We start from the raw sequence: 22,764 nt of genomic DNA, 5'->3' as shown, positions 1-22,764 counted from the left end.
CATGAAATTCGGCATCGAACGTTTTCTGGAAGACCCCGCCCTGCGCGCCCCGCTCGCCGGCCGGCGGATCGCCCTGCTGGCCCACCCGGCTTCGGTCATCCGCGACCTCACCCATTCGCTCGATGCGCTCGCCGCCCTGCCCGACGTGAAACTCACGGCCGCCTTCGGCCCGCAGCACGGCCTGCGCGGCGACAAGCAGGACAACATGGTCGAGTCGCCCGACTACCTCGACCCGCGCCTCGGCATTCCTGTGTTCAGCCTGTACGGCGAGGTGCGCCGCCCCACCGACGCCATGATGGACGCGTTCGACGTGCTGCTGGTCGACCTGCAGGACCTGGGCTGCCGCATCTACACCTTCATCACCACGCTGCGCTACGTGCTCGAAGCCGCCGCGCAACATGGCAAGGAGGTCTGGGTGCTCGACCGCCCCAACCCCGCCGGCCGCCCGGTCGAGGGCCTGACGCTGCGCGAAGGCTGGGAGAGCTTCGTCGGCGCAGGCCCCATGCCTATGCGCCACGGAATGACCATGGGCGAGCTTGGCCACTGGTTCATCACCACGCTGGGGCTGACGGTCGAATACCGCGTGATCACCATGGAAGGCTGGGCGCCCGACGCTGCGCCCGGTTTCGGCTGGCCCACCGAGCGCACTTGGGTCAACCCCAGCCCCAACGCCGCCAACCTCTGGATGGCCCGCGCCTACGCTGGCACCGTGATGCTCGAAGGCACGACGCTCAGCGAAGGCCGCGGCACCACGCGCCCGCTGGAGCTGTTCGGTGCACCTGGCATCGACGCGCGGCGCCTGATCGCCGACATGCACCGCACCGCACCGCAGTGGCTCAAAGGCTGTGTGTTGCGCGAGTGTTTCTTTGAGCCCACCTTCCACAAACACGCCGGCCAGCTCTGTGCCGGCGTGCAGATCCACGTGGAAGACCCGACGCACTACGACCACACCGCGTTCCAGCCCTGGCGCCTGCAGGCCCTGGCGTTCAAGGCGCTGCGGCTGCAGGCACCCAACTACCCGCTGTGGCGCGACTTCGCCTACGAGTACGAACACGATCGCCTAGCGATCGACCTGATCAATGGCGGGCCGGCACTGCGCGAGTGGGTGGACGACCCAGAGGCCTCGGCGGATGAGCTGGATGCCCTTGCGGCGGCCGACGAAGCGGCCTGGGCGCAAGCGCGTCGGCCGTACCTGCTGTACTGAAACCCCGCCGCATCGCCCGCATCCCGAACGGGGCTGAAGCACCCACCCGGCACCAGCCTCAGCGCCGTGCCATCACCGCCTGTGTCACAGCGCCCATGTCGTGTTCCACCACCTGCCGGACCCAGGACATGCGGGTGGCGCGCAGCTTCTCGGCCACCTGAGGTTCGCTGGCCTGGAAGCGATGCGCCACCTGCAACGACACCAGACCGCGACCGTCCGGGCTCTTCACATAGCGAAAGACATTGAACTCCATGCCCGCCTGATCGGCGGACCAGGTCAGGAAGTCGATGGTGGCATCGGTCTTCGTTTCATTGCTCATCACGCTCGTGCGAGCCTGCGGGTTGGCCTTCATGACCACCCGCTCCAGTTGCAGGGCCGCGGCCACGGGGTCGTTGTCCAGAAACGGCATCTGCTGAAACCGCAAGCCGACCAGCCGGGTCCAGTTGTTCAGGTTCTCCGTCGGGCGCACGAATTCCACCACCCGGTCGCCGCTGGGGGGCGCACCGACAAACTGCTGGATGTAGTTTTCACCGTCAAAACGGAACGACGCGGGCTGCGCCCACAACGCCGCGCCGGGCAGCACACACAGCAAGCCACAAAACGACCGTCTTTTCATATCCACTCACTCCCTTAAAAACCATCCAGGCCAGGCACAGGGCTCTGCGGCCCTCTTCGTGCACGGCCTTGTCTTGTATTCAGGCGGCTTCCAGCCACTTCTGCATGAACTGCGCCGTGCCCATCGCCGGGTCCAGCTGGTAGCCGGCGTAGCCGATGCGCTGGTAGAGCTTGACCGCGGGCGCATTGCCCGACAGCACCTCCAACGTCATCTTCACCGCCCCGCGTTCGCGGGCAATGATCTCGGCCAGCGCCAGCATCTGCTCGGCGATGCCACGCCCTCGGTGGCTGGACAACACGGCCACGTCGTGCACGTTCACCAACGGCTTGCACGCAAAGGTCGAAAAACCCTCGATGCAGTTGACCAGGCCCACCGGCGCATCACCGTCAAATGCCAGCACGCTGTAGGCCTGTGGTCGTGCCGCGAGTTCGCGCACCAGGTGGGACTTGGCAAAGTCGCTCAGGCCATCACCGCCACCCGCCGGATCGCTGGCGTAAGCGTCGAGCAGCATCACCAGCGATGCCGCATCGTGCGGGTTGGCGTAATCCGCGCGGCGGACAGAAACCGCGGCCGCCATCATCCGGCCCTCACCGCGTTCACCAGCCGCTCGGCGCAAGCCTGGGCCTGCTGAGGATCGCGCGCCTCGACCATCACGCGAAGCAGCGGCTCGGTGCCACTGGCGCGGATCAGCACGCGCCCCGTGTCCCCCAGCTCGGCCTCGACCGCTTTCGTCTCATCGGCCAGCAGGGTGTTGGTTTTCCAGTCCTGCCCGGGCTGCAGGCGCACATTGATCAGGGTCTGCGGAAACAGCGTCACATCGGCCAGCAGCTGCGCCATGGTCTTGCCGCTGCCGGCGCACGCCTGCAACACCTGCAGCGCCGACACCAGGCCGTCGCCGGTGGTGTGTTTGTCCAGCACCAGCAAGTGCCCCGAGCCTTCACCACCGAGGATCCAGCCGTGGCGCTCCAGCTCTTCGAGCACGTAGCGGTCGCCCACCCGGGCGCGCACGAACTTGACCCCGCGTTTCCGGAACGCCACCTCGACCGCCATGTTGGTCATCAGCGTGCCCACGACCCCGGGCACGTCCACGTCGCGCGCGATGCGGTCGGCCGCGATCAGGTACAGCAGCTCGTCGCCGTTGTACAGGCGCCCGCTGGCGTCCACCAGTTGCAGCCGGTCCGCGTCACCGTCCAGGGCCACGCCATAGTGGGCCCCGCTCGCCCGCACCGCATCGACCAGGGCCTGCGGATGGGTCGCGCCGACCTCGTGGTTGATGTTCAGCCCGTCGGGGGCGCAGCCGATGCGCACCACCTCGGCGCCCAGCTCATGGAACACCGCGGGCGCGATCTGGTACGCCGCGCCGTGGGCGGCGTCGACCACGATCTTCAGGCCCTTGAGGGTGAGGTCGTTGGAGAAGGTGCTCTTGCAGAACTCGATGTAGCGACCCGCCGCGTCGTCCATGCGACGCGCCTTGCCCAGGTTGCGCGAGTCGGCCCAGACCGGGTCCTTGTCCAGCTCGGCCTCGACGGCGTGCTCCCAGTCGTCCGAGAGCTTGTTGCCCTGCGCGCTGAAGAACTTGATGCCGTTATCTCCAAAAGGGTTGTGGCTTGCCGAGATCACCACGCCCAGGCTGGCGCGCTGTGCGCGTGTCAGGTAGGCCACGGCCGGTGTCGGCACCGGTCCGAGCAAGACCACGTCCACCCCGGCGGAGTTGAAGCCGGACTCCAGCGCGCTTTCCAGCATGTAGCCCGAGATGCGCGTGTCCTTGCCGATCAGCACCGTGGGGTGCGCCTCGTCGCGCTTGAGCACGCGGCCCACGGCGTGGGCCAGTTTGAGAACGAAGTCGGGCGTGATCGGGGCCTGGCCAACGGTTCCGCGGATGCCGTCGGTGCCAAAGTATTTGCGGGTCATGGATTCAGAATGATTTGTGCAGAGACACCCGGGATTATCGGGGTGTGGCCGCGGCCTCGCGCCCCTCAGGGACGACGCGCTCGTTCAAAGGTTCAGCGGTTCAAAGAGAGCTTCGCGCCAGAACGGATGCCACCGGTCTCGCAGGCACCAGAGTTCATCCCGCCTGTGAGCACTAGACAAAATAAATCAGGTTGAAAAATCCAACGCAAACCATCGTTACCGCCAGAGCCATCAAGTGCTTGCGATCATGCGCCGACTTGCGATGGATCCATGCATGAAACGGCACTGCGAGGAGGATGAGCACCGGTACAGCATATAGAGCCATGACCAGGAACAGGCCGGAAAACTCGTTTCTATGATCCGCCTGAAACCACACCCAGCCCATGGCTAGATTGATGACTCCCAGAATCAGTGCGTGCAGCAACAAGAACCGGATCAAAGAACCGAACGACCATTGCGATGATGGGTGCCCAGTCACTGGGGCATCCACAAAAACTCTGTCATGGCGCCGGAATCCAGATCCGTCCTGCGCCGGGATACGCCCCTGATGACCGGCTGATGATCGACCATCAGCAAAGGTTGGATCCACCGGTACATTCGGGTTACCGATCCAACAGACTCATCACCCCATCCACCTCGCGCTGGATCCCCGCCAGCCCGGTGTATTCGCCGGGCGCTTCGGGTGTGCGCTGGCGGTGCGCCTCGTACTGCTGAGCCAGCGAGGATTCGACACTCTGGTGAACCACGGGCGAGGCATCCTGCTCAACGGCTGCGCGATGCACCGGGGCGTTCGCCCCGGCTTCGAAGGTCTTTGGCAGGCTGCCCGGCAAGGCCAGCATCGGCACCTCCACCTTGGGCAGCAAGCGCTCCTTGAAAGCCGCTTCCTTGAAATAGCGGATCTTCTCAGCCATCACCGGGTGCGCCATGCCTTCGACCAGCAGGATCTGTTTGTCGTCGCCCAGGGCCTTTAGCTCCTGCGGCAGCATGAGCGCACGCCGCTCGTCGCTCTCGCTGCGCGTGTAGCTGCTGTCGCGCGAACGGCTGCGGCTCACACTGTCCTTGCGCATGGCTGTGTAACCCAGCATCTCGCTGTATTCGTTGGCGTCCTGCTGCTCACGCGGCGCGAAGATGATGCGCAGTGCGTGGTTGGTCATGATGGTGCGCGCGTTTTCCTTGCCATAGGTGGTCTCCAGCTGCGCCATGCTCTGGATGATGGGCATCAGCCGCAGGTTGTAGCCGGCCATGAAGCTGACGGCGCTGGCGATGATGTCGACGCGCCCGATACTGGTGAACTCGTCCATGAGCAGCAGGCACTGGTGCTTGAGCTCGGGGTTTGCCTGGGGCAGTTCACGGGTGTTCTGGTTGATCAGCTGGCTGAAGAACAGGTTGAGGATCAGGCGGCTCTCGGCCAGCTTGTTGGGCTGGATCACCACGTAGATGCTCATCTTCTTTTTGCGCACATCCCGCAAATCGAAGTCGTTGCCGCTGGTCGCTGCGTCCACCACCGGATTGAGCCATGGATTCAGCGGCTCCTTGAAGGTGCCCATGATGCTGGCGAAGGTCTCGTTGGCCTGACCGAGCAGCGTGGCGAATGCGGTACGTGCGCTTGGGCTCAGGTGTGGCCAGGCCGCCAGCTCCGACAGGTAGGCCTTGATGTCCTGCCCCGGTCGGCCAGACGCCAGACGGTACAGACCGCCCATGGTGGGTGCGTCATAGGGTGCGTCGAACTGGTCTGCCAGGTACGCGGCCTGCTCGAAGGCGTACAGCGCGAAGGCCACAAAGGCGTTCTGCGCCTGGTTGGCCCAGAACGGGTCTTTGTGCAGCTCCGACACCGGGTACAGCATGGCCGCGATGCTCTGCACATCGCTGATGCGGAAATGTTCGTCCTTCGACACATAGGACAGCGGGTTCCAGCGGTGCGTGCGCCGGTCTTCGGCGAAGGGGTTGAAGAGGTAGACATCCTGCCCGTAGCGGGCGCGAAAGCCGCTCGTGAGGTCGAAGTTCTCCTGTTTGATGTCGAGCACCACCACCGAGCCCTGGTAGCTCAGCAGGTTGGGGATCACGATGCCCACACCCTTGCCCGAGCGGGTGGGCGCGGCCAGCAACGCAAACTGCTGGCCGTTGAAGTAAACGAACTTCCCGTCCTTCTTGCCCACGACCAGCGCCGTCTCTTCGGGCTTGAGCATGCGTCGCTCCCGCAGGTCGCCAGCGGTCGCGAACCGGGCCTCTCCGTACAGGTTGGGCTTTTTCCGGAACAGCATCAGCGCGGTCAGCGCCACCAGCACCAGCAGTGGCAAGGCAAACCCGATCACCCCGCTGCTCTTGATCACGCCGGCGTGGGCGGGCACATCCGAATAAGCAGACCAGTAGCGCCAATAGTCCAGCCAATCCATGCGCGCCCAAGGCATGTCCAGGCGCCAGAAAAGCACCAGACCGCTCAGATACAGACCGGCGAACAGGGCTGCTGCCAACGCCACCAGAAAAAACAGCAGCTTGGCTTGCCTCATGGCTTGCTGTTCCCCTCGCCCAGGCGGGCTACCTGCTCTTTGTAGCGGCGCAACTGGTCGCGAGACCAGTCGTAACGGCACAGCTCGGTCGCTGCTGGCAAGGCCTTGACAGCCACCCCTTGTTCACGCACCTGTGAGGCACAGCGCGCGTCGCGGTAGCGGTGCCAGCTCTGGTGGTCCAGATGCTGTGTTCTAACGTAGGCCTCGGCGTAGCCCTTGCCCAACGAACCGATCAGGACCTGCTTCTTGCCCATGCGGTATTCACGCACCATCGTCAACAGGACGCGGTCTTGCTCAATGCGCGCCCGGCGACAGCTGATCAACTCGGGCGCCAACGGGTCGCAGATCGCGCTCACCTTCGCGACAGCCTTCCCCTTTTTTGGCAAGTCCGCCTTGGCACGCACCCACCGCGCGGTGGCTGGCGCAAAACAGTGGCTTTCCTGTTGGGAGGTGCCGGCTGCATTGACGACTTTCAAGGACAGGCAACCCGGTTCGGTCGCCGCGATCTCGCCGGCATTGGACACGACATCCACCTGGGCAAAGTTGCCCGTCTTGGCATCAAACTGGTACAGGCTGTCGACCGACAGCTTGCCGTCCATTGCGAACAGGCGCGTGACCTTGAAGTCCAGCAGGCCGTCCCCGTTGAAATCCTTGAAGTCCAACCAGGCCTGCCGGTCCAGCCGCTCGCGTGGCAGTTCAAAAGCGTGTGGCAACGCCTGCAACTCCTTGCCATCGCGACTCACCACGATGTAACCCGACCCCACCTCGCCCTCCACCGCGTCCGCCTTGTCGTCGAACTCAAAGTCGAAACGCAGCGTGCCGGCATCGAGGCCAATCTGCTGAGTCAGGGCCTGCAGGCCGCTGCGCTGGGGTTGGAGGAAATGGAGGGGCACATGCCCACACGCGGCCAGCGCTGCTGTCAGCAGCAGCGCCCCCGGAACACGCATCCTGCCCCATATCTTTGTCTTCATTGGCACTCCCTTTTCAGTTGATTGGTTTTTCTCGGCGGCACAACAGCCTCAAGCGCGCGCCCTTTCCTGCGCGACCACTTGCCCGACTTGTTCGGCTGAATACCCTGGGTTCAACAGACCTGCGCCGAGGCTTTGCCGAGCCTGCGCCTGCCATGCGCTCAAGGCCCCGTCCTGCTCAAAGGACGCCCCTCGCTCGGGTGGGCGTGTAGCAGCGAACACCTCGTCCACGGCCCGCACGGTCTGTTCCAGCGGTTGGTTCAGGCGCCCGTTGGAAGCCTGGTCATAGAACTGCCGTTCGATTTGTGATCGCACCGCCTGCTGGTCGGTCACGGACAGGTTGGCATTCAGCATGCGCTGATCGAAACGGTGCTGAAGCAGTACATGGTTGTCCTTCTGTGCATCGCTCAGCCGGCGATCCTGGAGCACGCCGCGCATGTGCTCCGGGAAGGTTTCAAATCGGGCGGGGTCGGCGTGTACGGGCGTCGTGCCCCGCGAACCGCGCTCACCCTGCACCGCCCATTGCAGCGAAGGTCGGGTCTGACCCGGATCGCCGTCGCTCGAAACGCTGTACAGCTTGTCGCCGTTGCGCGCGGTCTGGTAGGCCTCTGAGTGCAGTGGTACCGGCTCATTGGTGTCGAACCGCTGGCTGGCGGGCACGTCCGCGACAGTCACCCCGGTGTTCTGTAGGTACTTCGTCGAGCCCTCCAGCGCGGCGGCGGCCGTGCCCCGCTGGTGAGAGCCCCCACCGATGCCGCAATGGTTGCCATGCAGGTTGACGGTCCTGACGCGCGGGTCGCGGCTGTAGTCAGCCGCTTTGAACTCCGTCCGGAACTCATCATCGGCTCGCACCACCAGCACATCACCCTGCACATTGGGCGGCAAGCGCATGTCGCCCTTGATGTAGCTGTGCACCGGGTCGAACATCACCATGCCCTTGACCTCGATGCCCCCAGGCGGCGCCAGCACCTTGCCATCCTCGGTCACCAGACCTTTGTCGTTGAGCATCTGAGCCAGCAATACCTGAGACGCGGTGCCGCGGCTGAAGCCTACGCTGGAAAGGCTGATGTCTTTGAAGGTGGCGGAGGGGTTGTTGTGGAGGTAGTTGCCGGCCTTTTCTACGAAGTCCAGGTAGGCTTGTTTGGCAGCAACCCGTACCGGTTCCGTGGGAAATGGGCCTGCTTGGAGCAAATCACCCATTTCGCCCCCTGTACCCACTCCAGGGTAGTAACGGGCCTGAAGATTGCCATTCGACGGCGAGGCTTCCTCAGCTTGCTTGTGCAGATTCGCCACATTCGTCGGATACGGGTTGCCCGACAGCCGCAGATTGTCCTTGTCGTTGTTCGTGCCATCAAACGCCGCAAAGAAAACGAACTTCCCGGCTGGTGCGCCATGAAGCAGACCCATGGCATCGCGCTGTATCTGAACCTGCTGGACTTCTTCTCGCGACAGATGGCGCTCGATGGTGGTTCCCATGCCCGTAGCTCCTGATCAGATCTATCTGGACAGTTCGTTGGTGGGATAGATTTCAAAGGTTTCCCGGTACCTGGATGAACTCGTCTTCTTGTTGGGGGACAAGTCGCTGTTGCGGACCTTGGGCGTGATCACATACACATAGAGCTGCTTGCCTTCGATCACAAACGTCAGGCCATGGTCGGTCATGTCCTTGGGTAGACGCTGGCGCAAATCCACCCGGTCCTCGACCACCTCCCCTGTCGACTTGATGCGCCATTTGACAAATAGGAATTCCCCAACCGGCATGGGTCCATTGACACCCGTTGATGGCGGCAACATGCTCTTACCCTCATTGATGGGGTGCTCGGGCGTGATGACACTTGCCCGAACCATCCGGTACTTGTCACCGTAGCTGTATTCCAGCAACTCATGGGCCGGGTACCACTTGTCGTTCCAGCCATCAAACGCGAACTTGTGCCAAGGCTCCGCCACCTTGGTCGCGCAGGCTGTGGCCAATACCAGGGTCATCAAGACGCCCACGAAAATCCGCCATGTCCGCATCAGGTCACCTTAAAACTATGCGCAGCACCGATGGCCGCAGAAAGAGAGGGGCGAAAAGGTCAAGAGCATCTCAATACCCGCATCGCGAAAAAACCGAGGTATCCACTTTGTCGCTCAGCCGGGCGTCTTCACGCCGGCTCGACCAGTGCAATTCGTCCTGACGCAACTCAAATACGTAGGTCTCAAGCACTTTGGGCACCTCGTAGGGCGGTGCGTCCACGAGGCCCTGGATGCGCCAGGTGTTGCGACGACGCGGTTGAACGTCGGTCACGAAAATCGTGGTGCTCTGGCCGGGTTGCACCCACTGCACCATCTGGCGCTCATGGATCACCAGCGCGCCCGACTCCGGTTCCACCGGGTGACGGCCGAGGTAGCTGGCGCATTGGGTCGCGCCCGCTTCTGACTTCGGAAACCACAACCCGCGCATATCCACCGGCGTCAAACCCGGAATCGGGGTCGCTCCCTGGACCAGTGGCGAAGCCAGGCAAAAGCATGCAGCGCTCAGCCATTTGAACAACAAAGAGGTGTCAGTCATGTGTGTCACGCGTCCAGTGCCAGCTTGCGCTGGGGGTCAAAATCGATGCCTGTGATGTAGCGCTGGCCCGCGTGGGCCTTGATGTGCACCACCACGTCGATGGTCAGCATCAGCAGCCGCTTGATTTCGCCGAACGCCAGGCCGGAACCCTCGGGCGAAGCCTTGACCATCAGGGCCATCTGGTCCCAGGTCTGGCTGGTGCTGCCGGCGTGGCAACTGGTGATGGAACCGGGGTGGCCCGACGCACAGTTGCGGATGTAATAGAACGACTCGTCACCCCGGATTTCCGCCAGGATGATGCGATCGGGCTTCATGCGCAGGCAGGCTTCCATGCAGCCCTTGGCGGTCACGTTGGCCGTGCCCTGCCCGCCGCGTGAATAGATCAGGTGAACCCGGTTGGGCTGCTCGATGAACAGCTCGCGCGCGTCTTCGATGGTGATCAGGCGCTCGTCGTCCGGGATGTGTGTCACCAGCGATTTCATGAAGGTGGTCTTGCCGCTGCCGGTGGCCCCGGAGACCACGATGTTCTTCTTGTAATGCACCGCTTTGCTGAAAAATCCGTGGAAATCCCGTGCGCGCTTCAATGCCAGCAACTCCTCGTCCATGGCACTGATGCTGCCGTCTTCTTCCAGAATCTGCGCGAAAAAGCCGTCTTCCTGGTACTGGTTCAGCGTCTTGGTGTAGCGCGAAGGCAAGCGGATCGTGATCGACACGTGATCGGACGGCACAGCCGGCGGCAGCACGAACTGCGCGCGCTGCCCGGTGGGAAAAGTCAGCGACACCACCGGGTCCACCTGCGTGATGCGTTGACCGGTCTTGCTTTCGTTGACCACCGTGGTGCAGAACTGCCTGGCCCGATCAAATGTGAGCCCCGGCACGTCGATGCGTTGCCATCCGTCGACCGTTTCCAGAAACACCTCCCCCGGACGGTTGATGCAGATTTCCGTGACGCGGGGATCGTTCAGAAAACTCGTGATCCCCAGCACGTGGTACTGGTACTCTAGAAACTCCGTGGAAATGTTCGCGATGAGTTCGTCGCTGGTCTGTGCCGTCATGACAGGGAAGCCGCTGAGATCAGCGCATCACGCTGGAGAAGTCGACATCGCGTGCTGCGAAAATGTTGATCACCGTGCCGTTGAGCACCGTCACCGTCGCCTTGCGGTTCGCCGAACGGGCGAGCATGTCGTTGGCGGCCTTCTTCGCGGTGGTGGCTGTTGCAGATTCCCAGGGATCGATGCGCTCCTGGATCGCCCCGCCTGCGTAGGTCGTGGTCTGCCGTCCGCGAATGTCGTTCTCGTTGGCGAACTTCTGCGCACCGGCATCGATACCGTCCGCGAGGAGACTGACCAGCAAAGCCGCACCTATGCGCTCACCCCAGTGACCGTCGTAGTGACCCGGGATGCCCGCGCCACCCAGTGCGTCGGTGCCCGCGCTGTCGATCCGCACATCCAGACCGGTGGTGGTCAGCACGCGGGTCCAGAGGATGCCCACCCGATCGTAGTTTTCATCGGCGTACTTGTACTCACCCGTGACCTTCGATCCTTTGTCGATCAGCAAGCGGCTGCCGTTCATCGAGTAGATCGGCTCGGTCACGATGCAGGACGTCATGCCCGGCAGGGTCGACACCACCTTGGTTTCAAGCGAACAACGGATGAAGGTTCCGCGCGTCAGCGTGAAATCGGCATTGGCCAAGACCTCCACCGCACCCCGCTTCACCGCCGAAAACTCGTCTTCGAACAGCGGGTTCTTCTTGCCTTTTTCAGACGCAGCCACCAGGTTGTTCTCACTGGCCATGCGCCGCTGCATCAAATCGTCCTTGACCGGCGCCGCGCCTTCGCCCGTTTGCGGCATGGCGAGCGGCATCGGCGGCACATTGGCCCTGGCGACCACATCAACCGGCGGCGCCGGCGGCGCCGGCGGCGGCAGCTTGAGCAATGGCTTCTCGGGAACGGTCACCTCTTCGTAAGTGATCTGCTTTTTCTTGTCGTCATCGGCCGAGAACGCATTGCTCGCCACCCACAGCGTCATGCCGATGGTCGCCAGCGACACCAGGACGATGTAGGCCACCGCCGTCTTGTTCACGCCGCGGGTCAGACCCGCAGACAGCTTGGGCATGTTGTCCGACAGCACGGGGCCTTGGCCGCCACCGTTGGCATTGGGAAATTGCATCTTCATTTGTTCCTCCTGAGTCCCACCACGTCATTGCCCAACCGCATCACCAGAAACGGGTAGACACCCAGCACCACCATCACGTTTTTCTCGCTCTTGGTGTTGACCAGAAACTCCTCGCCAAGGCGCTCGTTGCGCCCAAACACCGCCGGGAAGTTCGCCATCGGCGGCAGGTGGATGTAGGTGAACTGCTGGTTGTCATACACCCGCGTCGGGACGATGGTCGATGCCTCGTTGACCGTCGAGTAGTCGTAGTTCAGGTGGTAGTTGCCTTGGGAATTCAGCGCGCCAGCGGTCGGCGACAGCACGGCATTGGCCGCCGCCAGGGCACTGGCCCTGTCCGGCGCTTCGCTGCCATAAACGAAGCGGACCTTGTAGAACACGCCGGCGCTCTTCGCCTCCTCCAGCGTCTTCCACTTGGATGACGACACCTTCAGATCCAGCAGGTACGAGCGCATGTTGGTGCGGATGTACATGTTGGTGTCCACATCCACGTTCTTCGGGCGGATGTAGAAGATGTTGTCGCGCCGCACAAGTTCCCAGCCATCGCTGAAGCCCGTTCCGAAGTCCTTGATCTGTTCTTGCGGGCTGATCTCGATCTGGGTGGCAATGCCCAGTGCCGTGTTCACCCGGGTCACCTGATCGGGCAGGTAAGGCACTTCGCGCACCTCCTGCGCCTGAGCCGCGCTGTGCGAAACCATGCCAGCCCCTGCCAACAAGGCCCACTGGGCCAGAATTCGCGATATTTTTTTTGTCATTGTGAAGCCACCCCTGTCTGTTCCGGAAAGTTCGGTTGATTCAGAAAACATCATTGCCCCTGCGTCGGCGTGGCCGGCGCACCGGGCAAACTCGGCTGCTGCGCGGGGGCGGCCGGAGCCGACTCCGTCTGCGCCCCATCCGATCCATGGTGCGTCACACCCTCCTCTTCGTTCAGCAGCGGAACGCCCATATCCTGGTTCGCCGACTTGAACACCGGAGCGTTGAACTCGTCATCCACCCTGAACGCCGTCACCTGGAACCCCAAGGGGTTGCGCAGGCGCAGGTTGTCGCTCATCTTGAGGTTGGTCTTGTACTCGTAGCGCAGCGTCCCGACGTGGCTGCTCAGGTAGTCGCTCTTGCCCGTGGTCTTGTCAAACTTCCACTTTTCGAAGCGCACCGTCGCACCCGTCGGCCGCGCACCACGCTCCTCGTCCAGGCCGTTGAACACGATGCTGTTGACCTTGACCCGGATCGCCGTGTTGCGCCCCCATCGCTTCTCAGGGCTGTTGTTCGTCCCATCGAACTGCTTCACAAACAGGCCCTTGACCTGATCGTTCGACATCGCCGCCACGTACTCCCAGTCGTGCTCATTGATCGTGTCGTAGTCGTACCCCTCTCGGGCCTGCACAAACCGCGCCACATGGCTGCGGTTCAGCGCCTCGCTGGCGTAAATGCCCGTCGCGGCCACGTTGTCGCGCAGCGGCGAAATCGTGCTGGTGCTGCGCTTCAAGTCCACTGTCACCAGGTACGGGACCTTTTCCTTGAGTGGCAGCATGTAGGCAATGCCACCCGCCATCAGGACCGTCAACGCCATCGAACCCATCGCCACGATCCATGCCCGACGCTCACTGCGCTTGACCATGGAAATCACGTTCGATTCAAAGTCCATCGACTTCTTGAGAATCACCTGAGAAGCCTCGGAGAGCTCCCGCTTGAACAATGCCATATCAGCCCTGAAACCCTTGTTGATCCATACCTGTCAAACCCGATCCCGACCGCCCGTTCAAGGCATCCGGGTCACCAGCACAGCCTTGTTGGCCGACACCTGGATGCGCAGCTTCTGGGCCGCGTAGTTGCGGCGCACCGTGTTGAGCGCACGCTGAAGGTTGTTGTCCTTGATGGATTCCAGTCCACTCACCAACGTCAGGTCGCTCGGGTACTGCCAGTCCAGCGCACCGCCGTACTCCTTTGCCCATCGCTCCAGCATGTTGCGCAAGGTCGCGTCGGTCGGCAGCATCTGGAATTTGATGAGCTCCGCTTCTTCCTTGAGCGGAATTTCCTGGGGCACCGAAGCAAGCGTGTTGACTGGTTTCCAGTTGTCGGCGATGTCGATGGCCTTGGGCACGGCACACGCCTGGAGGAGGCCCAGCACGAGCACGCCTGCCGCCGCGCGAGCCATTCGATCCCTGGTTTTCATTGTTTTCGTCTTGGTCATGTTGTATTTACGGATTAAAAAACGCAATTTCCCGACATCAAGTGACTCTTGAAATGCCATATCAGCGGTAGCGAAGAGGCGGACGCGCGGGGTGCGCTTCATTTCTGGCCAAGGGCACCTTATTTGCGTCATGGACATCTGTGTCTGATCCGGATACACGAAGATCGCCACCACGGCCCGCACTGCCAGCGAGTGCCGCGTCGGTGCCAAGCGTTGTATAGACACCCCGCTTTTCATCCAAGGTCACTTCTTGCGCATTGCGGCCCGCAGGGCTTCCGGTTGGCGGGTTGCCCATCGACTCGTCGCGACGCAGCTCGCCCGACTGCTCCATCGCATACTGGTTTTGGCGAGCAGACTGAAAGCCAGTGGACCCCCTGTCATTGGCCAACAACCCTCTCGATCCAGACAAGTTCTGAGACCCCGTGGACTCATCGCTTGGGGAGCCAGCCTCCGAGTTGAGGCGCGCAATGGCCGTTTGCGCGCTGTAAACGCCCCCATTGCTGGAGCCGCTGTATCCCGATTGAGTGAGCGACTGGGAACCACCGATCAGACCCGGCGCTTGATTGGGCTGTCCCCCAGCAATACCTGCTTGTCCGCCGGCCCCGCTGTTTTGCGACTGGTTTTGGCCCAATGCGACAACGCCGGTTCCAGCGCCCAGTCCCTTGGCGGCACCCAAACTCCCCGCCACAGCACCGGCCCCTGCAAACCCGAACGCCCCGGCCGCAAAGCCAGCGCCAGCGCCGAAAAACTGCATGATGGTGTGGGGGATCGCCATGATGATGGCCGACATCAACGTTCCGAGAGCCGCCAATCGCAACGAGCTCCCTGAAATATCGAACAAGCCAGTTCCGCTCAAGATGCCGCCGTAATAAGCCAGAACCACCGCCCCCCCGTAAATGGCCGTTGCTTTCAAAACCAGCGCACCAATCAGGGTCAGCGTTGCCATCGAGAACAGGGCGCCCAGAATGAACTTGGCCCAAGACCAAAACAGTGCCGAGGTCTGCTGAAACAGCAGGAAGAAGATGAACATCGGCGCCAACATGATGGCCAATGTGACCGACAGTTCGGTCAACATCAACAACACCGCCACCAGCATCGCCGGACCACTTTGTCCGATCAAGCCCACGGTCGTTGTGATGGCATTCGGATCCTTCCCGTTGTCAATGACCTTCATCGACTCGGTGATGGAGTTGAGCAGCGAGGTGATGCCCAGATTTAGGTCTACGAGCGTCGTGATGTCGGTACCGTTGGCCACGGCTTGTGAGATCAGGTTTTTGAAATCACCCACCCAATCCACGATCACTGGCGAATTCGCGGCGACAAGGCCCACCAGCGACAAGATCAAGACCATCTTGCCCGTCTGCATGAACAGCGGCACGATGGGGTTTCGATTCGCACCCGAGATGATCTGAAACCCCTGAAAAGAGACCCAGATGGTCATGATCACGGTGGACATCACCCCCAGCGCCATCGCAAGCTTTTGTGCGACCAGCTCCCTGTACGGACCCTGGATGATGTCGTCCATGATGTACTCGCGCACCGAGCAATAGAAAAACGCATCATTGAGCACTGTCAACAAATCCGCGCTGGCCCCGGTGATGCCGCCCAGCCCAAACGTGGCTCCGGCAGCCAACACCCCCGCAGCGGAACAAGCAGGCATCAGAAACCTCCAGCAAAAAACAATTTCAATGTCATGGCTGTTCGCTCAGACGACATCAAGGCATGACGAACGGCACAGAGGGCTTGCGCAGCGCCCCTTTGCCTGCATCGAACCGGCCTGTGTCCCGCTCGCGCTTGGCCTCGACCATCTGCATTTCGTAGGTCTTTTCCCGCTGCTTGTAGCCGTCCATCAACACCTGCAATTGCATCGCGTCGGTCTGCAGCAGCGATTGTTGTGCCTGCAGCTCGAAGTGGTAACGCTGCATTTGACCTGATTTGTCACTAACATCATTTCGAGACGAATCCACGAGTTTCACAATCTGCTCTCGTCGCTTGTTCAACACTTTGAGCATGTCCTGACTTTGTTTGAGAGTTTGCAAGCGCAGATTTCTCAAGCCCACGCAAGCGTTGTAATGCTTGAGAAACTTTGCATCATTGGAGCCGCAGTCCTGCTCGGTGCCAATGTACTTGTCTGCATTGTCCACAGTGATGGTTTCAAATTTGGTGTCCAGCCCTTTCAAGATGGCTTGGTTGGAGCCGGTACCCAGAGTGAAATCTTGGCCGGAAGACGAACTGGAGATGGCACCTTTGAAATCTCCGTCGAGTTTGTCATGGCCATTTCCCAGCTTTTTCACTTCATTTATTCTTTTTATTTCCTGAAGCACAGCTTCGTCATAAACAGCCCATTGAGCCATAGAAAAGCTCGGAGCCAAGAAAACCAAGAGCACCATCAAATGCCTCATCACAAACCCCCTTTAAAACAACTCATACCTGCATCAGTCAAAGTCTTTTCTCAGCGTTGCAATTGGCATAGTCAACCTGTCCCAACGCACCCAATATGTCATTCCAGTCGTATCGTTGATATCCACGTCAAGCTGCTGCCCATTTTCACTCCAATACAGCGTTTCATCAGAGCTGACTGAATTGGGTTCTCTTCCAACCGCGCGGACGACCTGGGCCCTGGTCATCCCCTCGACGACCCTGTCGTAGGCCGCCCGGAGGTCAATGCCTTCCGAATCGTCACCACCGCCCCCCCCGCCACAAGCCGCCAACGCCAAAGCAGCCGTGCCGCCCAACGCAAACCGCTCCAGCACCCGTCGGCGGTTCAACAAAATGAAGGAATCTTGGGAAATGTGTTTCATGGTTTTCTTCCTGCCTTAGGGTTCGCGCGGAGCGCAACATTGATGAATGGCCAAGCTCGTAGCACGGTGTGCTTCGTATATGCTTGCCTCGCCTGGAAACCGGATAAGCATAGTCAATATTTGTATCCAAAAGACTTATCAACTGTCAGATCTGACAATGGATTGTTCTCAGTTTTTAACCTATACCCAACGACTCTTAGGTACAGAGCACTAAGACGCTTGGCGCGCTGCGGTCTGGCGGTGCAGCCGACGCCCACAGTCGGTGATGCCGCGTTCCGCTGCCGATCACCCAGCGCCGCCTGACGTCTCAGAACCAGGAAGTCGGGTTGCCCAAGCCATGCCATTCGCCGCCGGCTCTTTCGCAGTTCTTCTTGGACTTGCGCCATTCAGACAACGGTTGCGGTGTGTAGTGGTAGTGGTTGCTCAAGCTTCCCTTGCCACTTCGGGCACCGGTGCAAACCCCCAGCGCCTTGGACGGGCACTTGGGCACCAGGGCGGAGTCGACCTTCATCGGGGTCATTTGAACCAGGCAGGCTTTTTGAAGCTCGGAAGCACTTTCCCCCTCCGAGGCAGCGCTTTCCCAGCAACTCAGCAAGGGCAATGACGGACGGGTGATGTCCATGTTGCCCTTTTGCACACAGGAAACCTGGGGCACGGCGGCGTGGCCGGGCTTGGGCATTTTCAGCTCAGCGCTTTCAGGCAGCTCCGTCAGCTCCGTCAGCTCTGGCGGCTCCGGGGCTTCGGGCATTTGCCCGGGTTTGGGTGTGCTGGACGGATCCGGCAGACCGGCAAAGCCGTTTGAACTTGCCAACGCCAGCACCACACTGGCGAACAACGGTGCCCATTGACGGGCAGAATAAGAGAAACGCATGGACCCTCCCTGGGTTGCTTCTGAAATCTATTTTTTTACAATCTGGAAATATGTTTGCCCCCCAATACGTTGCCAACGACGGGGGGTATGCCGGATCACTCCTCCATGAGGTGCTGGCATTCCTTCAGCCCGTCTGGGCTGCCGGGTGCTCCTTTGGTGTCAAAAGGCATCTTCCCGGGGCTTTTCCAGGTGCCGGGCTTGAGGCCATGGGGGCAAACCTCTTCGTACGTGCTGGTCCACTTGGGGTTGAAGCAATAGTTGCTGACGATCTTCCAGGTTCCCGCGATCGGATTGACACCCACCCAGCAATGCGGAGGGTAGCCAAAGGCGCAAAAGGAAAACACGTCCTGTCCAGCCGGCAGGTCGTCGTTGAAATAGGCGTTGCCCGTGCCCGTTCCGGCCGGCGCCAGCCCACCGCACTCGGACTGACCCGCAGCAGCAAAGGCCGACGGCACCGCCATCAACAGGGCCAAAATCAAGATCCACCGTTTTGTTTTCATTCGAGATTCCCTGTATATCGTCCGCATTCAGACTTCGTACCGAACCGATTCCGTCGGTGCATGCCGCAGGAACTCATTGCTGGACACCATGGCAGCCTTGCGGTGGGTTCGCAGCCCTTTGCGCCGCGCGTGGAACTCTGGCAACCAGGTATCGGGTTGGTTGGGTGTCGGGTGCTCACTCAGCAGTTCGCTGAGGATTTCAACGTTGTCGCTCGAACCGGACAACACCGCCAATTCGTCGTCCATGCCATTCAGATTGAGCTGGCACAACACGGCGTTGTGGCCTTGTTTGACCAGGAAGCAACGGCTGCGCTCGTCCAGCCCAACCACCAGCTCAAACTCGGCCTGCGTCAGTTTGAGACCTTCGAGGTAGTCCTTGGCGTCCGCATTGGGGTTGGGTAGAAGGATGAGCGTCGCGGTCTGCTCGATCAATGCGGCGGAGATGTCGCTGTTCAGGGCGTCCTGCGGACTTTGGGTCGCAAAGATGCCCAGGCCGTTCTGTTTGCGAATGGTCTTTTGTTTGTTCTTGGCAAAGTCCTTCAACCCGCCCTTGCCTTCGAGCACTTTCCAGAACTCGTCCATCACGTAGATGAACGGCCGACCATCGATCAGGCTCTCCATGCGGTGGAGCAGATACTGGATGATGGGTTCGCGGGTTTTACCGTCTTCGATGATCTCGGTGTAGTCGAAACCAATGATGTTGGAGCCCGAGAAATCGATGTTGTCCCTGGGATTGTCAAACACCCAGGCCGCCGGGCCGCCTTTGCACCAGACCGAGATGCATTCGAAGAGGCTGTTCTCCCCCATGTTGGGCAGGCTCTTCTGCAGATTGGTCATGGTTCGCAAATGCAGTGGTGTATCGAGAATGGCACGCACGGCGCGGATCAGGTCTTCCTGCTCGGACGGTGAGTACTTGTCCTTTCCACACAAGGTCTGCACCAGTTCGACCAGGAACTGTTCGTTCTCCGGCGTGTTCTCGCATTGCAGGGGGTTGAATCCGGTCGGGCGCCCTTTTTCGAGCGTGAAGTAGCGGCCTCCGCAAGCCCGTATAAAGATCTCGGCACCACGATCCTTGTCAAAGAAAAATATCGTGGGCTCGGGCTGGATTTTCTGCACCTGCGCGAGCAGGAAATTGATGAGCGCGGTCTTGCCAGTGCCAGACTTGCCAATGACCATCGTGTTGGCGATGGCCTTTTCGCCGAGCGAGTATTCGTGAGGCTTGGTGGCGTGAAAATTGAAATGGTAAGCCTGATTGTTCAGCGTTTGCAAAATGCTGACGGATGGACCCCAAGGGTTGAAATGGGGTTTCCCGGTGGCAAAGTTGTGCAATGGACACAAGCCCAGGAAATTGAGCGAACTCAGGTTCGCAATTCGCGGTCGAAAGCGCCAGTTACAAGGCAGCTGTGCATAAAAAGCAGCGGGAATCGCCACATCTTCCTTCACTGTCACAAAGCTCGCGCCCGACAACTGAGCCCGCGCTTGAGAAATGTTGTTGTACAACTCCTCTTGGCCCGATGCGAAGACAGCCATGTTGAAATGGTATTGCCCCAAGACAAAGTTCCCGGAAGCCAGTTGATCCATCGCGAAATCCAGCTCCACAATCTGACTGACTGCTTTATCCTCGGAAGACAACATGGCGCCCTTGGTCCGTTCAAGCGCCTTCATGGAGGCGTAACGGCTCATGGGCGTGAAGGAGTGCGTGACGATGTATTCAAACTCCAGATACTTCAGGCCATTCAGAATGCCCGGCCAAGAGCTGTCTGCATATTCCTTGATGTTGAGAATTGCACCATAGAAGTTGTCACCGTTGGCCGTGCGGATTGCAAAATCGCCACTGCCCGTTGAAAACATGTGTTTGCTCGTCGGCAAATAGTCGTAGATCGGTGCGGGCAACACGGGTACCGGCTCATCGACGTGGTTTACCAGATAACTGAAAAATTCCAGGTTTTCGGAGAACACCTGTTTGTGGATGCTTTCGTACAAGCCCAGCCGATACGGTGAATAATCCTGCAGAAGTGCCTCAACATTGCCAACCAGTTCGTAGATTTTTTCGAGATAGGCCTTTTCCTCGCGGCGCAGGACTTCCACGTCCCTGGAAATGGCCGCAAATCGCTTTCCACTGACCACGGGACGGTAAATCATCGTCAGATACAGCTCGTTCTGCATCAGGCGTTTGCTGGACAAGCGCTCCATGTAGCTCTCGTGAAGTGCCTGACTGAACCGGTGCGGGAAGCTGGCTTCGGCCTTGATCGGCCGGCGCCGACGCACGTCGTGCGCCCAGAAGGCAATGTTCTCGAAATCCGGCGCGCGCAGGCTTTGCAACAGACTGTTGAACGTCTTGTGACGGTGCTCCAGCTCCCAGTCCTCCCGCCCGACGAACGGAAACCCGCTCAGGAGCCAGGTGATCATGTAGTCACCTTCTCGCGACTTGACCACGTGGGTATCCACATGGGTACTGAAAGGGATGAAATTGCTGTAGTCAGCGTCAGGGGAAAACATATCTGGGGTGGGGTCAACTACATATTAATTTGATCATGATTGCCACAGCACGTCAGACCTCGTAGCCACGCACTTTTTTTGCATGCCTGGAATACTTTGACGGCCCAAATACCCAGGCACCACCGTTTTGCAGTTGATTTTTCGGAAAAAAACGAAAGGCCAGATTCAACCCGATCAGACGAAAAATCATTTCATCTTTTTTCGTCATGAATCGCATGATGAAAATGCTGAAGGGAATCAACAACAACATGTACAGCGAAAAATACATGGCCAACAAAAGCGGTAATCCTGCACCCACGAGAAATGGTATGTACGGGACACCCAAAATCATCGCTGGGCGGGTACATCCCCGGAACAAGACATCTTTTTGCACATCGACTCCAAAATTCTCGCCCGAGGTAATCTCTGATAAAAATCAGCAAGTAGTCGCACCACCAGTCCACCCCGCGGTAAACCAACCGGCGATAGCTGCTGCACCACCGATCAAAAGACCGCCGATAAGAACGGGGGCAACATCGGAAAGTCGTTTGTGAGCGAACGCAATTTGATATCCGGCAAATACAATCGCAACCGTAACCACCAACACCGAAACAGCCTTCAACAAGGTTTCAAAATTCTGGAAAAACAGCACCACGTTGTCACAAGCCCCCTTAAAGCCACCTGTGCCACCCGGAGCCGCCTGGGCATACACATCAACGGAGAGCATCATCAGCACGAAAAAAAACACCAGCGAAAGCACTGTTTTGTTTTCGATTTCCTGTTGGTTAAATTGCCAATTCACGGTTTACTCCTGATTAAAAAACAAAAGACTTGTCGGAAGATGATGGTTTGCTCTGCAACCCAGGACTGGCGTCGCCGACCCGTGAAGGGCCGTCAACGGCGTTTTCAGGCTTCCCTGAAGACTCGGTGGCCTGCAACAAACTGCCGCCTTTGCGGGTGGCCATGGCCCTGGCTGCAGTGAATTTTTGTGGCTTGGGCGTGCCTCCTGCACCAGGTGCCACAAGAGCATTCAGGTCGGGCAATGGAAGCTGTTCTGCGGGCAAGTTCGCGCTGGCGGGCAGCAGCAAGCGTGTCTGGTAGGGGTCGCCATTGACACCCACCACTTGCGTGGGGATGTTGCTCAGGCCACCCGATGAAAGCTTTGCCGCTCCCGGCATTTCGGCGCCCGGTCCGGGGACAGGTATTGCGGGCCGGTTTTCTGCCGTTTCGATGCCAGTGCCGTCGATTGGCAACCGTTGCGAGGGCGCCCGTGCGTTGGCCAGCGCCGCCGCCGTCACGGACAACGGCGTCGAAGGCTGGTATTTGCGGATGTTGTGCGGTTCTGGATACCCAACGGCCTGCCTGGATGGGGCAGCGGTTGACGCGCCGCTGCCACCCAGGGGCAGGTTGTCGTCCCTGGCTGGCTTTCGCGGGTTGTTGTTGTAGGGAATGATCCGGACTGGTTGGGCTTGAGCCACAAGGCCAAACTGGACCTTTCGCATGGAGGCAAAGATTTTCTGCACGTAACCAGTTTCAAACCCGGTGGCGAAGTTGCCCGAGTAGTAACAGCTGAACGCCTTGCCCCAGTCCTGGGCGCGGTCGTAGCACTCGCGCAGGATGCGGGAACCCGCCCGGAGGTTCGAGCAAACATCGAATGCTTCAGCGTAGGTATTCAAGCCGTATTTCGCCAGGTTGTAGCGATTGACCTGAGCAATACCCACCGAGAAGTTGTAGCCCTCTTCTTTCAGCTGGCGAACCGCAGCCAGCGCCTCTTCAAGGTTTTTGGGTTGACTTGCAAGATACCCACCCACAACGCCGATGGCGAACGGATTGCGTGACGACTCCACGTGAACCACGTGCTGCATCACTTCATGGGGTACCGACAGATCGGGGCAATCCAGCATTGAAACCATCAACGGCAAACGCACCATGCCCTGGATCAGTGCATCGCCGCACAGGTGTCGGCAATGATGACCAGAGCGAGCGCCAGGGTG

The 22,764-nt window shown here is 60.1% G+C and carries 24 protein-coding genes; 1 reads left to right on the top strand and 23 read right to left on the bottom strand.

Features of this window, described 5'->3' with window-relative positions; all coding sequences use genetic code 11:
- Position 1: 1 nt before the first annotated feature.
- Complete coding sequence (locus tag F3K02_RS05030) at positions 2–1,204, top strand: exo-beta-N-acetylmuramidase NamZ family protein (RefSeq protein WP_218179359.1); 1,203 nt, start codon at positions 2–4, stop codon at positions 1,202–1,204.
- 58 nt (positions 1,205–1,262) lie between these two features.
- Here F3K02_RS05030 and F3K02_RS05025 read toward each other — a convergent pair whose 3' ends face one another.
- The 23 genes from F3K02_RS05025 to F3K02_RS04915 all read right to left on the bottom strand — a co-directional run bounded on the left by F3K02_RS05025 (position 1,263) and on the right by F3K02_RS04915 (position 22,701).
- Positions 1,263–1,820, bottom strand: a complete 558-nt coding sequence (locus tag F3K02_RS05025; protein WP_177133944.1) for a hypothetical protein — start codon at positions 1,818–1,820, stop codon at positions 1,263–1,265.
- A gap of 79 nt (positions 1,821–1,899) precedes the next feature.
- Positions 1,900–2,397 carry a GNAT family N-acetyltransferase gene (locus tag F3K02_RS05020; protein ID WP_210825236.1) on the bottom strand — a complete coding sequence of 166 codons (498 nt, stop codon included), beginning with the start codon at positions 2,395–2,397 and terminating at the stop codon, positions 1,900–1,902.
- Entirely contained in the window at positions 2,397–3,731 is a 1,335-nt protein-coding gene (glmM, locus tag F3K02_RS05015) for a phosphoglucosamine mutase (RefSeq protein ID WP_177133940.1), read from the bottom strand. The genes F3K02_RS05020 and glmM overlap by 1 nt, the downstream gene beginning before the upstream one ends.
- Before the next feature lie 172 nt (positions 3,732–3,903).
- Entirely contained in the window at positions 3,904–4,320 is a 417-nt protein-coding gene (locus F3K02_RS05010) for a hypothetical protein (protein ID WP_177133938.1), read from the bottom strand.
- A 13-nt stretch (positions 4,321–4,333) separates the two neighbouring features.
- Positions 4,334–6,238 carry a type IV secretory system conjugative DNA transfer family protein gene (locus F3K02_RS05005; RefSeq protein ID WP_177133935.1) on the bottom strand — a complete coding sequence of 635 codons (1,905 nt, stop codon included), beginning with the start codon at positions 6,236–6,238 and terminating at the stop codon, positions 4,334–4,336.
- Complete coding sequence (locus F3K02_RS05000; RefSeq protein WP_177133933.1) at positions 6,235–7,209, bottom strand: hypothetical protein; 975 nt, start codon at positions 7,207–7,209, stop codon at positions 6,235–6,237. Before F3K02_RS05000 ends, F3K02_RS05005 begins: the two co-directional genes overlap by 4 nt.
- A gap of 48 nt (positions 7,210–7,257) precedes the next feature.
- Positions 7,258–8,682, bottom strand: a complete 1,425-nt coding sequence (locus F3K02_RS04995) for a phospholipase effector Tle1 domain-containing protein (protein ID WP_177133932.1) — start codon at positions 8,680–8,682, stop codon at positions 7,258–7,260.
- A 21-nt stretch (positions 8,683–8,703) separates the two neighbouring features.
- Positions 8,704–9,189, bottom strand: a complete 486-nt coding sequence (locus F3K02_RS04990; protein WP_177133930.1) for a hypothetical protein — start codon at positions 9,187–9,189, stop codon at positions 8,704–8,706.
- A gap of 103 nt (positions 9,190–9,292) precedes the next feature.
- A complete protein-coding gene (locus tag F3K02_RS04985; RefSeq protein ID WP_177133928.1) occupies positions 9,293–9,757 on the bottom strand; it encodes a hypothetical protein in 465 nt (154 codons plus the stop codon).
- 5 nt (positions 9,758–9,762) lie between these two features.
- On the bottom strand, positions 9,763–10,812 hold the full coding sequence (gene virB11, locus F3K02_RS04980; protein WP_177133926.1) for a P-type DNA transfer ATPase VirB11: 1,050 nt from the start codon (positions 10,810–10,812) through the stop codon (positions 9,763–9,765).
- Between the two features lie 19 nt (positions 10,813–10,831).
- Entirely contained in the window at positions 10,832–11,932 is a 1,101-nt protein-coding gene (locus F3K02_RS04975) for a TrbI/VirB10 family protein (RefSeq protein ID WP_177133924.1), read from the bottom strand.
- Positions 11,929–12,738 (bottom strand): TrbG/VirB9 family P-type conjugative transfer protein, encoded by an 810-nt coding sequence (locus F3K02_RS04970; RefSeq protein ID WP_218179358.1) that lies wholly within the window; start codon positions 12,736–12,738, stop codon positions 11,929–11,931. Before F3K02_RS04970 ends, F3K02_RS04975 begins: the two co-directional genes overlap by 4 nt.
- Entirely contained in the window at positions 12,735–13,631 is an 897-nt protein-coding gene (locus F3K02_RS04965) for a VirB8 family type IV secretion system protein (protein ID WP_177133923.1), read from the bottom strand. Before F3K02_RS04965 ends, F3K02_RS04970 begins: the two co-directional genes overlap by 4 nt.
- A 57-nt stretch (positions 13,632–13,688) precedes the next feature.
- The gene (locus tag F3K02_RS04960) at positions 13,689–14,120 is read right to left on the bottom strand and encodes a TcpQ domain-containing protein (RefSeq protein ID WP_210825216.1); all 432 of its coding nucleotides are present in this window, start codon (positions 14,118–14,120) and stop codon (positions 13,689–13,691) included.
- 61 nt (positions 14,121–14,181) lie between these two features.
- On the bottom strand, positions 14,182–15,780 hold the full coding sequence (locus F3K02_RS04955; RefSeq protein ID WP_177133919.1) for a TrbL/VirB6 family protein: 1,599 nt from the start codon (positions 15,778–15,780) through the stop codon (positions 14,182–14,184).
- Between the two features lie 55 nt (positions 15,781–15,835).
- Positions 15,836–16,510, bottom strand: a complete 675-nt coding sequence (locus F3K02_RS04950; RefSeq protein WP_218179357.1) for a hypothetical protein — start codon at positions 16,508–16,510, stop codon at positions 15,836–15,838.
- A gap of 45 nt (positions 16,511–16,555) precedes the next feature.
- Positions 16,556–16,921 (bottom strand): hypothetical protein, encoded by a 366-nt coding sequence (locus F3K02_RS04945; RefSeq protein ID WP_177133915.1) that lies wholly within the window; start codon positions 16,919–16,921, stop codon positions 16,556–16,558.
- Between the two features lie 307 nt (positions 16,922–17,228).
- On the bottom strand, positions 17,229–17,756 hold the full coding sequence (locus F3K02_RS04940; RefSeq protein WP_177133913.1) for a hypothetical protein: 528 nt from the start codon (positions 17,754–17,756) through the stop codon (positions 17,229–17,231).
- Between the two features lie 131 nt (positions 17,757–17,887).
- Complete coding sequence (locus F3K02_RS04935; RefSeq protein WP_177133911.1) at positions 17,888–18,319, bottom strand: hypothetical protein; 432 nt, start codon at positions 18,317–18,319, stop codon at positions 17,888–17,890.
- The gene (locus F3K02_RS04930; protein WP_177133909.1) at positions 18,320–20,791 is read right to left on the bottom strand and encodes a VirB4 family type IV secretion/conjugal transfer ATPase; all 2,472 of its coding nucleotides are present in this window, start codon (positions 20,789–20,791) and stop codon (positions 18,320–18,322) included.
- A gap of 52 nt (positions 20,792–20,843) precedes the next feature.
- Positions 20,844–21,164 (bottom strand): VirB3 family type IV secretion system protein, encoded by a 321-nt coding sequence (locus F3K02_RS04925; protein WP_177133907.1) that lies wholly within the window; start codon positions 21,162–21,164, stop codon positions 20,844–20,846.
- 42 nt (positions 21,165–21,206) lie between these two features.
- Entirely contained in the window at positions 21,207–21,572 is a 366-nt protein-coding gene (locus F3K02_RS04920; protein ID WP_218179356.1) for a TrbC/VirB2 family protein, read from the bottom strand.
- A gap of 13 nt (positions 21,573–21,585) precedes the next feature.
- Entirely contained in the window at positions 21,586–22,701 is a 1,116-nt protein-coding gene (locus tag F3K02_RS04915; protein ID WP_218179355.1) for a lytic transglycosylase domain-containing protein, read from the bottom strand.
- Positions 22,702–22,764: the final 63 nt, after the last annotated feature.

Source organism: Hydrogenophaga aromaticivorans (assembly GCF_013387465.1).
Classification (GTDB): domain Bacteria; phylum Pseudomonadota; class Gammaproteobacteria; order Burkholderiales; family Burkholderiaceae_C; genus Hydrogenophaga; species Hydrogenophaga aromaticivorans.
Note: the sequence above shows the minus strand (reverse complement) of the source record. Positions and strands in the feature narration are given on the sequence as shown.

Coding starts and splice junctions, on each gene's coding strand:
- F3K02_RS05030 (WP_218179359.1), top strand. CDS start 2: ATGAAATTCGGCATCGAACGTTTTCTGGAAGACCCCGCCCTGCGCGCC.
- F3K02_RS05025 (WP_177133944.1), bottom strand. CDS start 1,820: ATGAAAAGACGGTCGTTTTGTGGCTTGCTGTGTGTGCTGCCCGGCGCG.
- F3K02_RS05020 (WP_210825236.1), bottom strand. CDS start 2,397: ATGGCGGCCGCGGTTTCTGTCCGCCGCGCGGATTACGCCAACCCGCAC.
- glmM (WP_177133940.1), bottom strand. CDS start 3,731: ATGACCCGCAAATACTTTGGCACCGACGGCATCCGCGGAACCGTTGGC.
- F3K02_RS05005 (WP_177133935.1), bottom strand. CDS start 6,238: ATGAGGCAAGCCAAGCTGCTGTTTTTTCTGGTGGCGTTGGCAGCAGCC.
- F3K02_RS05000 (WP_177133933.1), bottom strand. CDS start 7,209: ATGAAGACAAAGATATGGGGCAGGATGCGTGTTCCGGGGGCGCTGCTG.
- F3K02_RS04995 (WP_177133932.1), bottom strand. CDS start 8,682: ATGGGAACCACCATCGAGCGCCATCTGTCGCGAGAAGAAGTCCAGCAG.
- F3K02_RS04990 (WP_177133930.1), bottom strand. CDS start 9,189: ATGACCCTGGTATTGGCCACAGCCTGCGCGACCAAGGTGGCGGAGCCT.
- F3K02_RS04985 (WP_177133928.1), bottom strand. CDS start 9,757: ATGACTGACACCTCTTTGTTGTTCAAATGGCTGAGCGCTGCATGCTTT.
- virB11 (WP_177133926.1), bottom strand. CDS start 10,812: ATGACGGCACAGACCAGCGACGAACTCATCGCGAACATTTCCACGGAG.
- F3K02_RS04975 (WP_177133924.1), bottom strand. CDS start 11,932: ATGAAGATGCAATTTCCCAATGCCAACGGTGGCGGCCAAGGCCCCGTG.
- F3K02_RS04970 (WP_218179358.1), bottom strand. CDS start 12,738: ATGATGTTTTCTGAATCAACCGAACTTTCCGGAACAGACAGGGGTGGC.
- F3K02_RS04965 (WP_177133923.1), bottom strand. CDS start 13,631: ATGGCATTGTTCAAGCGGGAGCTCTCCGAGGCTTCTCAGGTGATTCTC.
- F3K02_RS04960 (WP_210825216.1), bottom strand. CDS start 14,120: ATGACCAAGACGAAAACAATGAAAACCAGGGATCGAATGGCTCGCGCG.
- F3K02_RS04955 (WP_177133919.1), bottom strand. CDS start 15,780: ATGCCTGCTTGTTCCGCTGCGGGGGTGTTGGCTGCCGGAGCCACGTTT.
- F3K02_RS04950 (WP_218179357.1), bottom strand. CDS start 16,510: ATGGTGCTCTTGGTTTTCTTGGCTCCGAGCTTTTCTATGGCTCAATGG.
- F3K02_RS04945 (WP_177133915.1), bottom strand. CDS start 16,921: ATGAAACACATTTCCCAAGATTCCTTCATTTTGTTGAACCGCCGACGG.
- F3K02_RS04935 (WP_177133911.1), bottom strand. CDS start 18,319: ATGCGGACGATATACAGGGAATCTCGAATGAAAACAAAACGGTGGATC.
- F3K02_RS04930 (WP_177133909.1), bottom strand. CDS start 20,791: ATGTTTTCCCCTGACGCTGACTACAGCAATTTCATCCCTTTCAGTACC.
- F3K02_RS04915 (WP_218179355.1), bottom strand. CDS start 22,701: ATGGTGCGTTTGCCGTTGATGGTTTCAATGCTGGATTGCCCCGATCTG.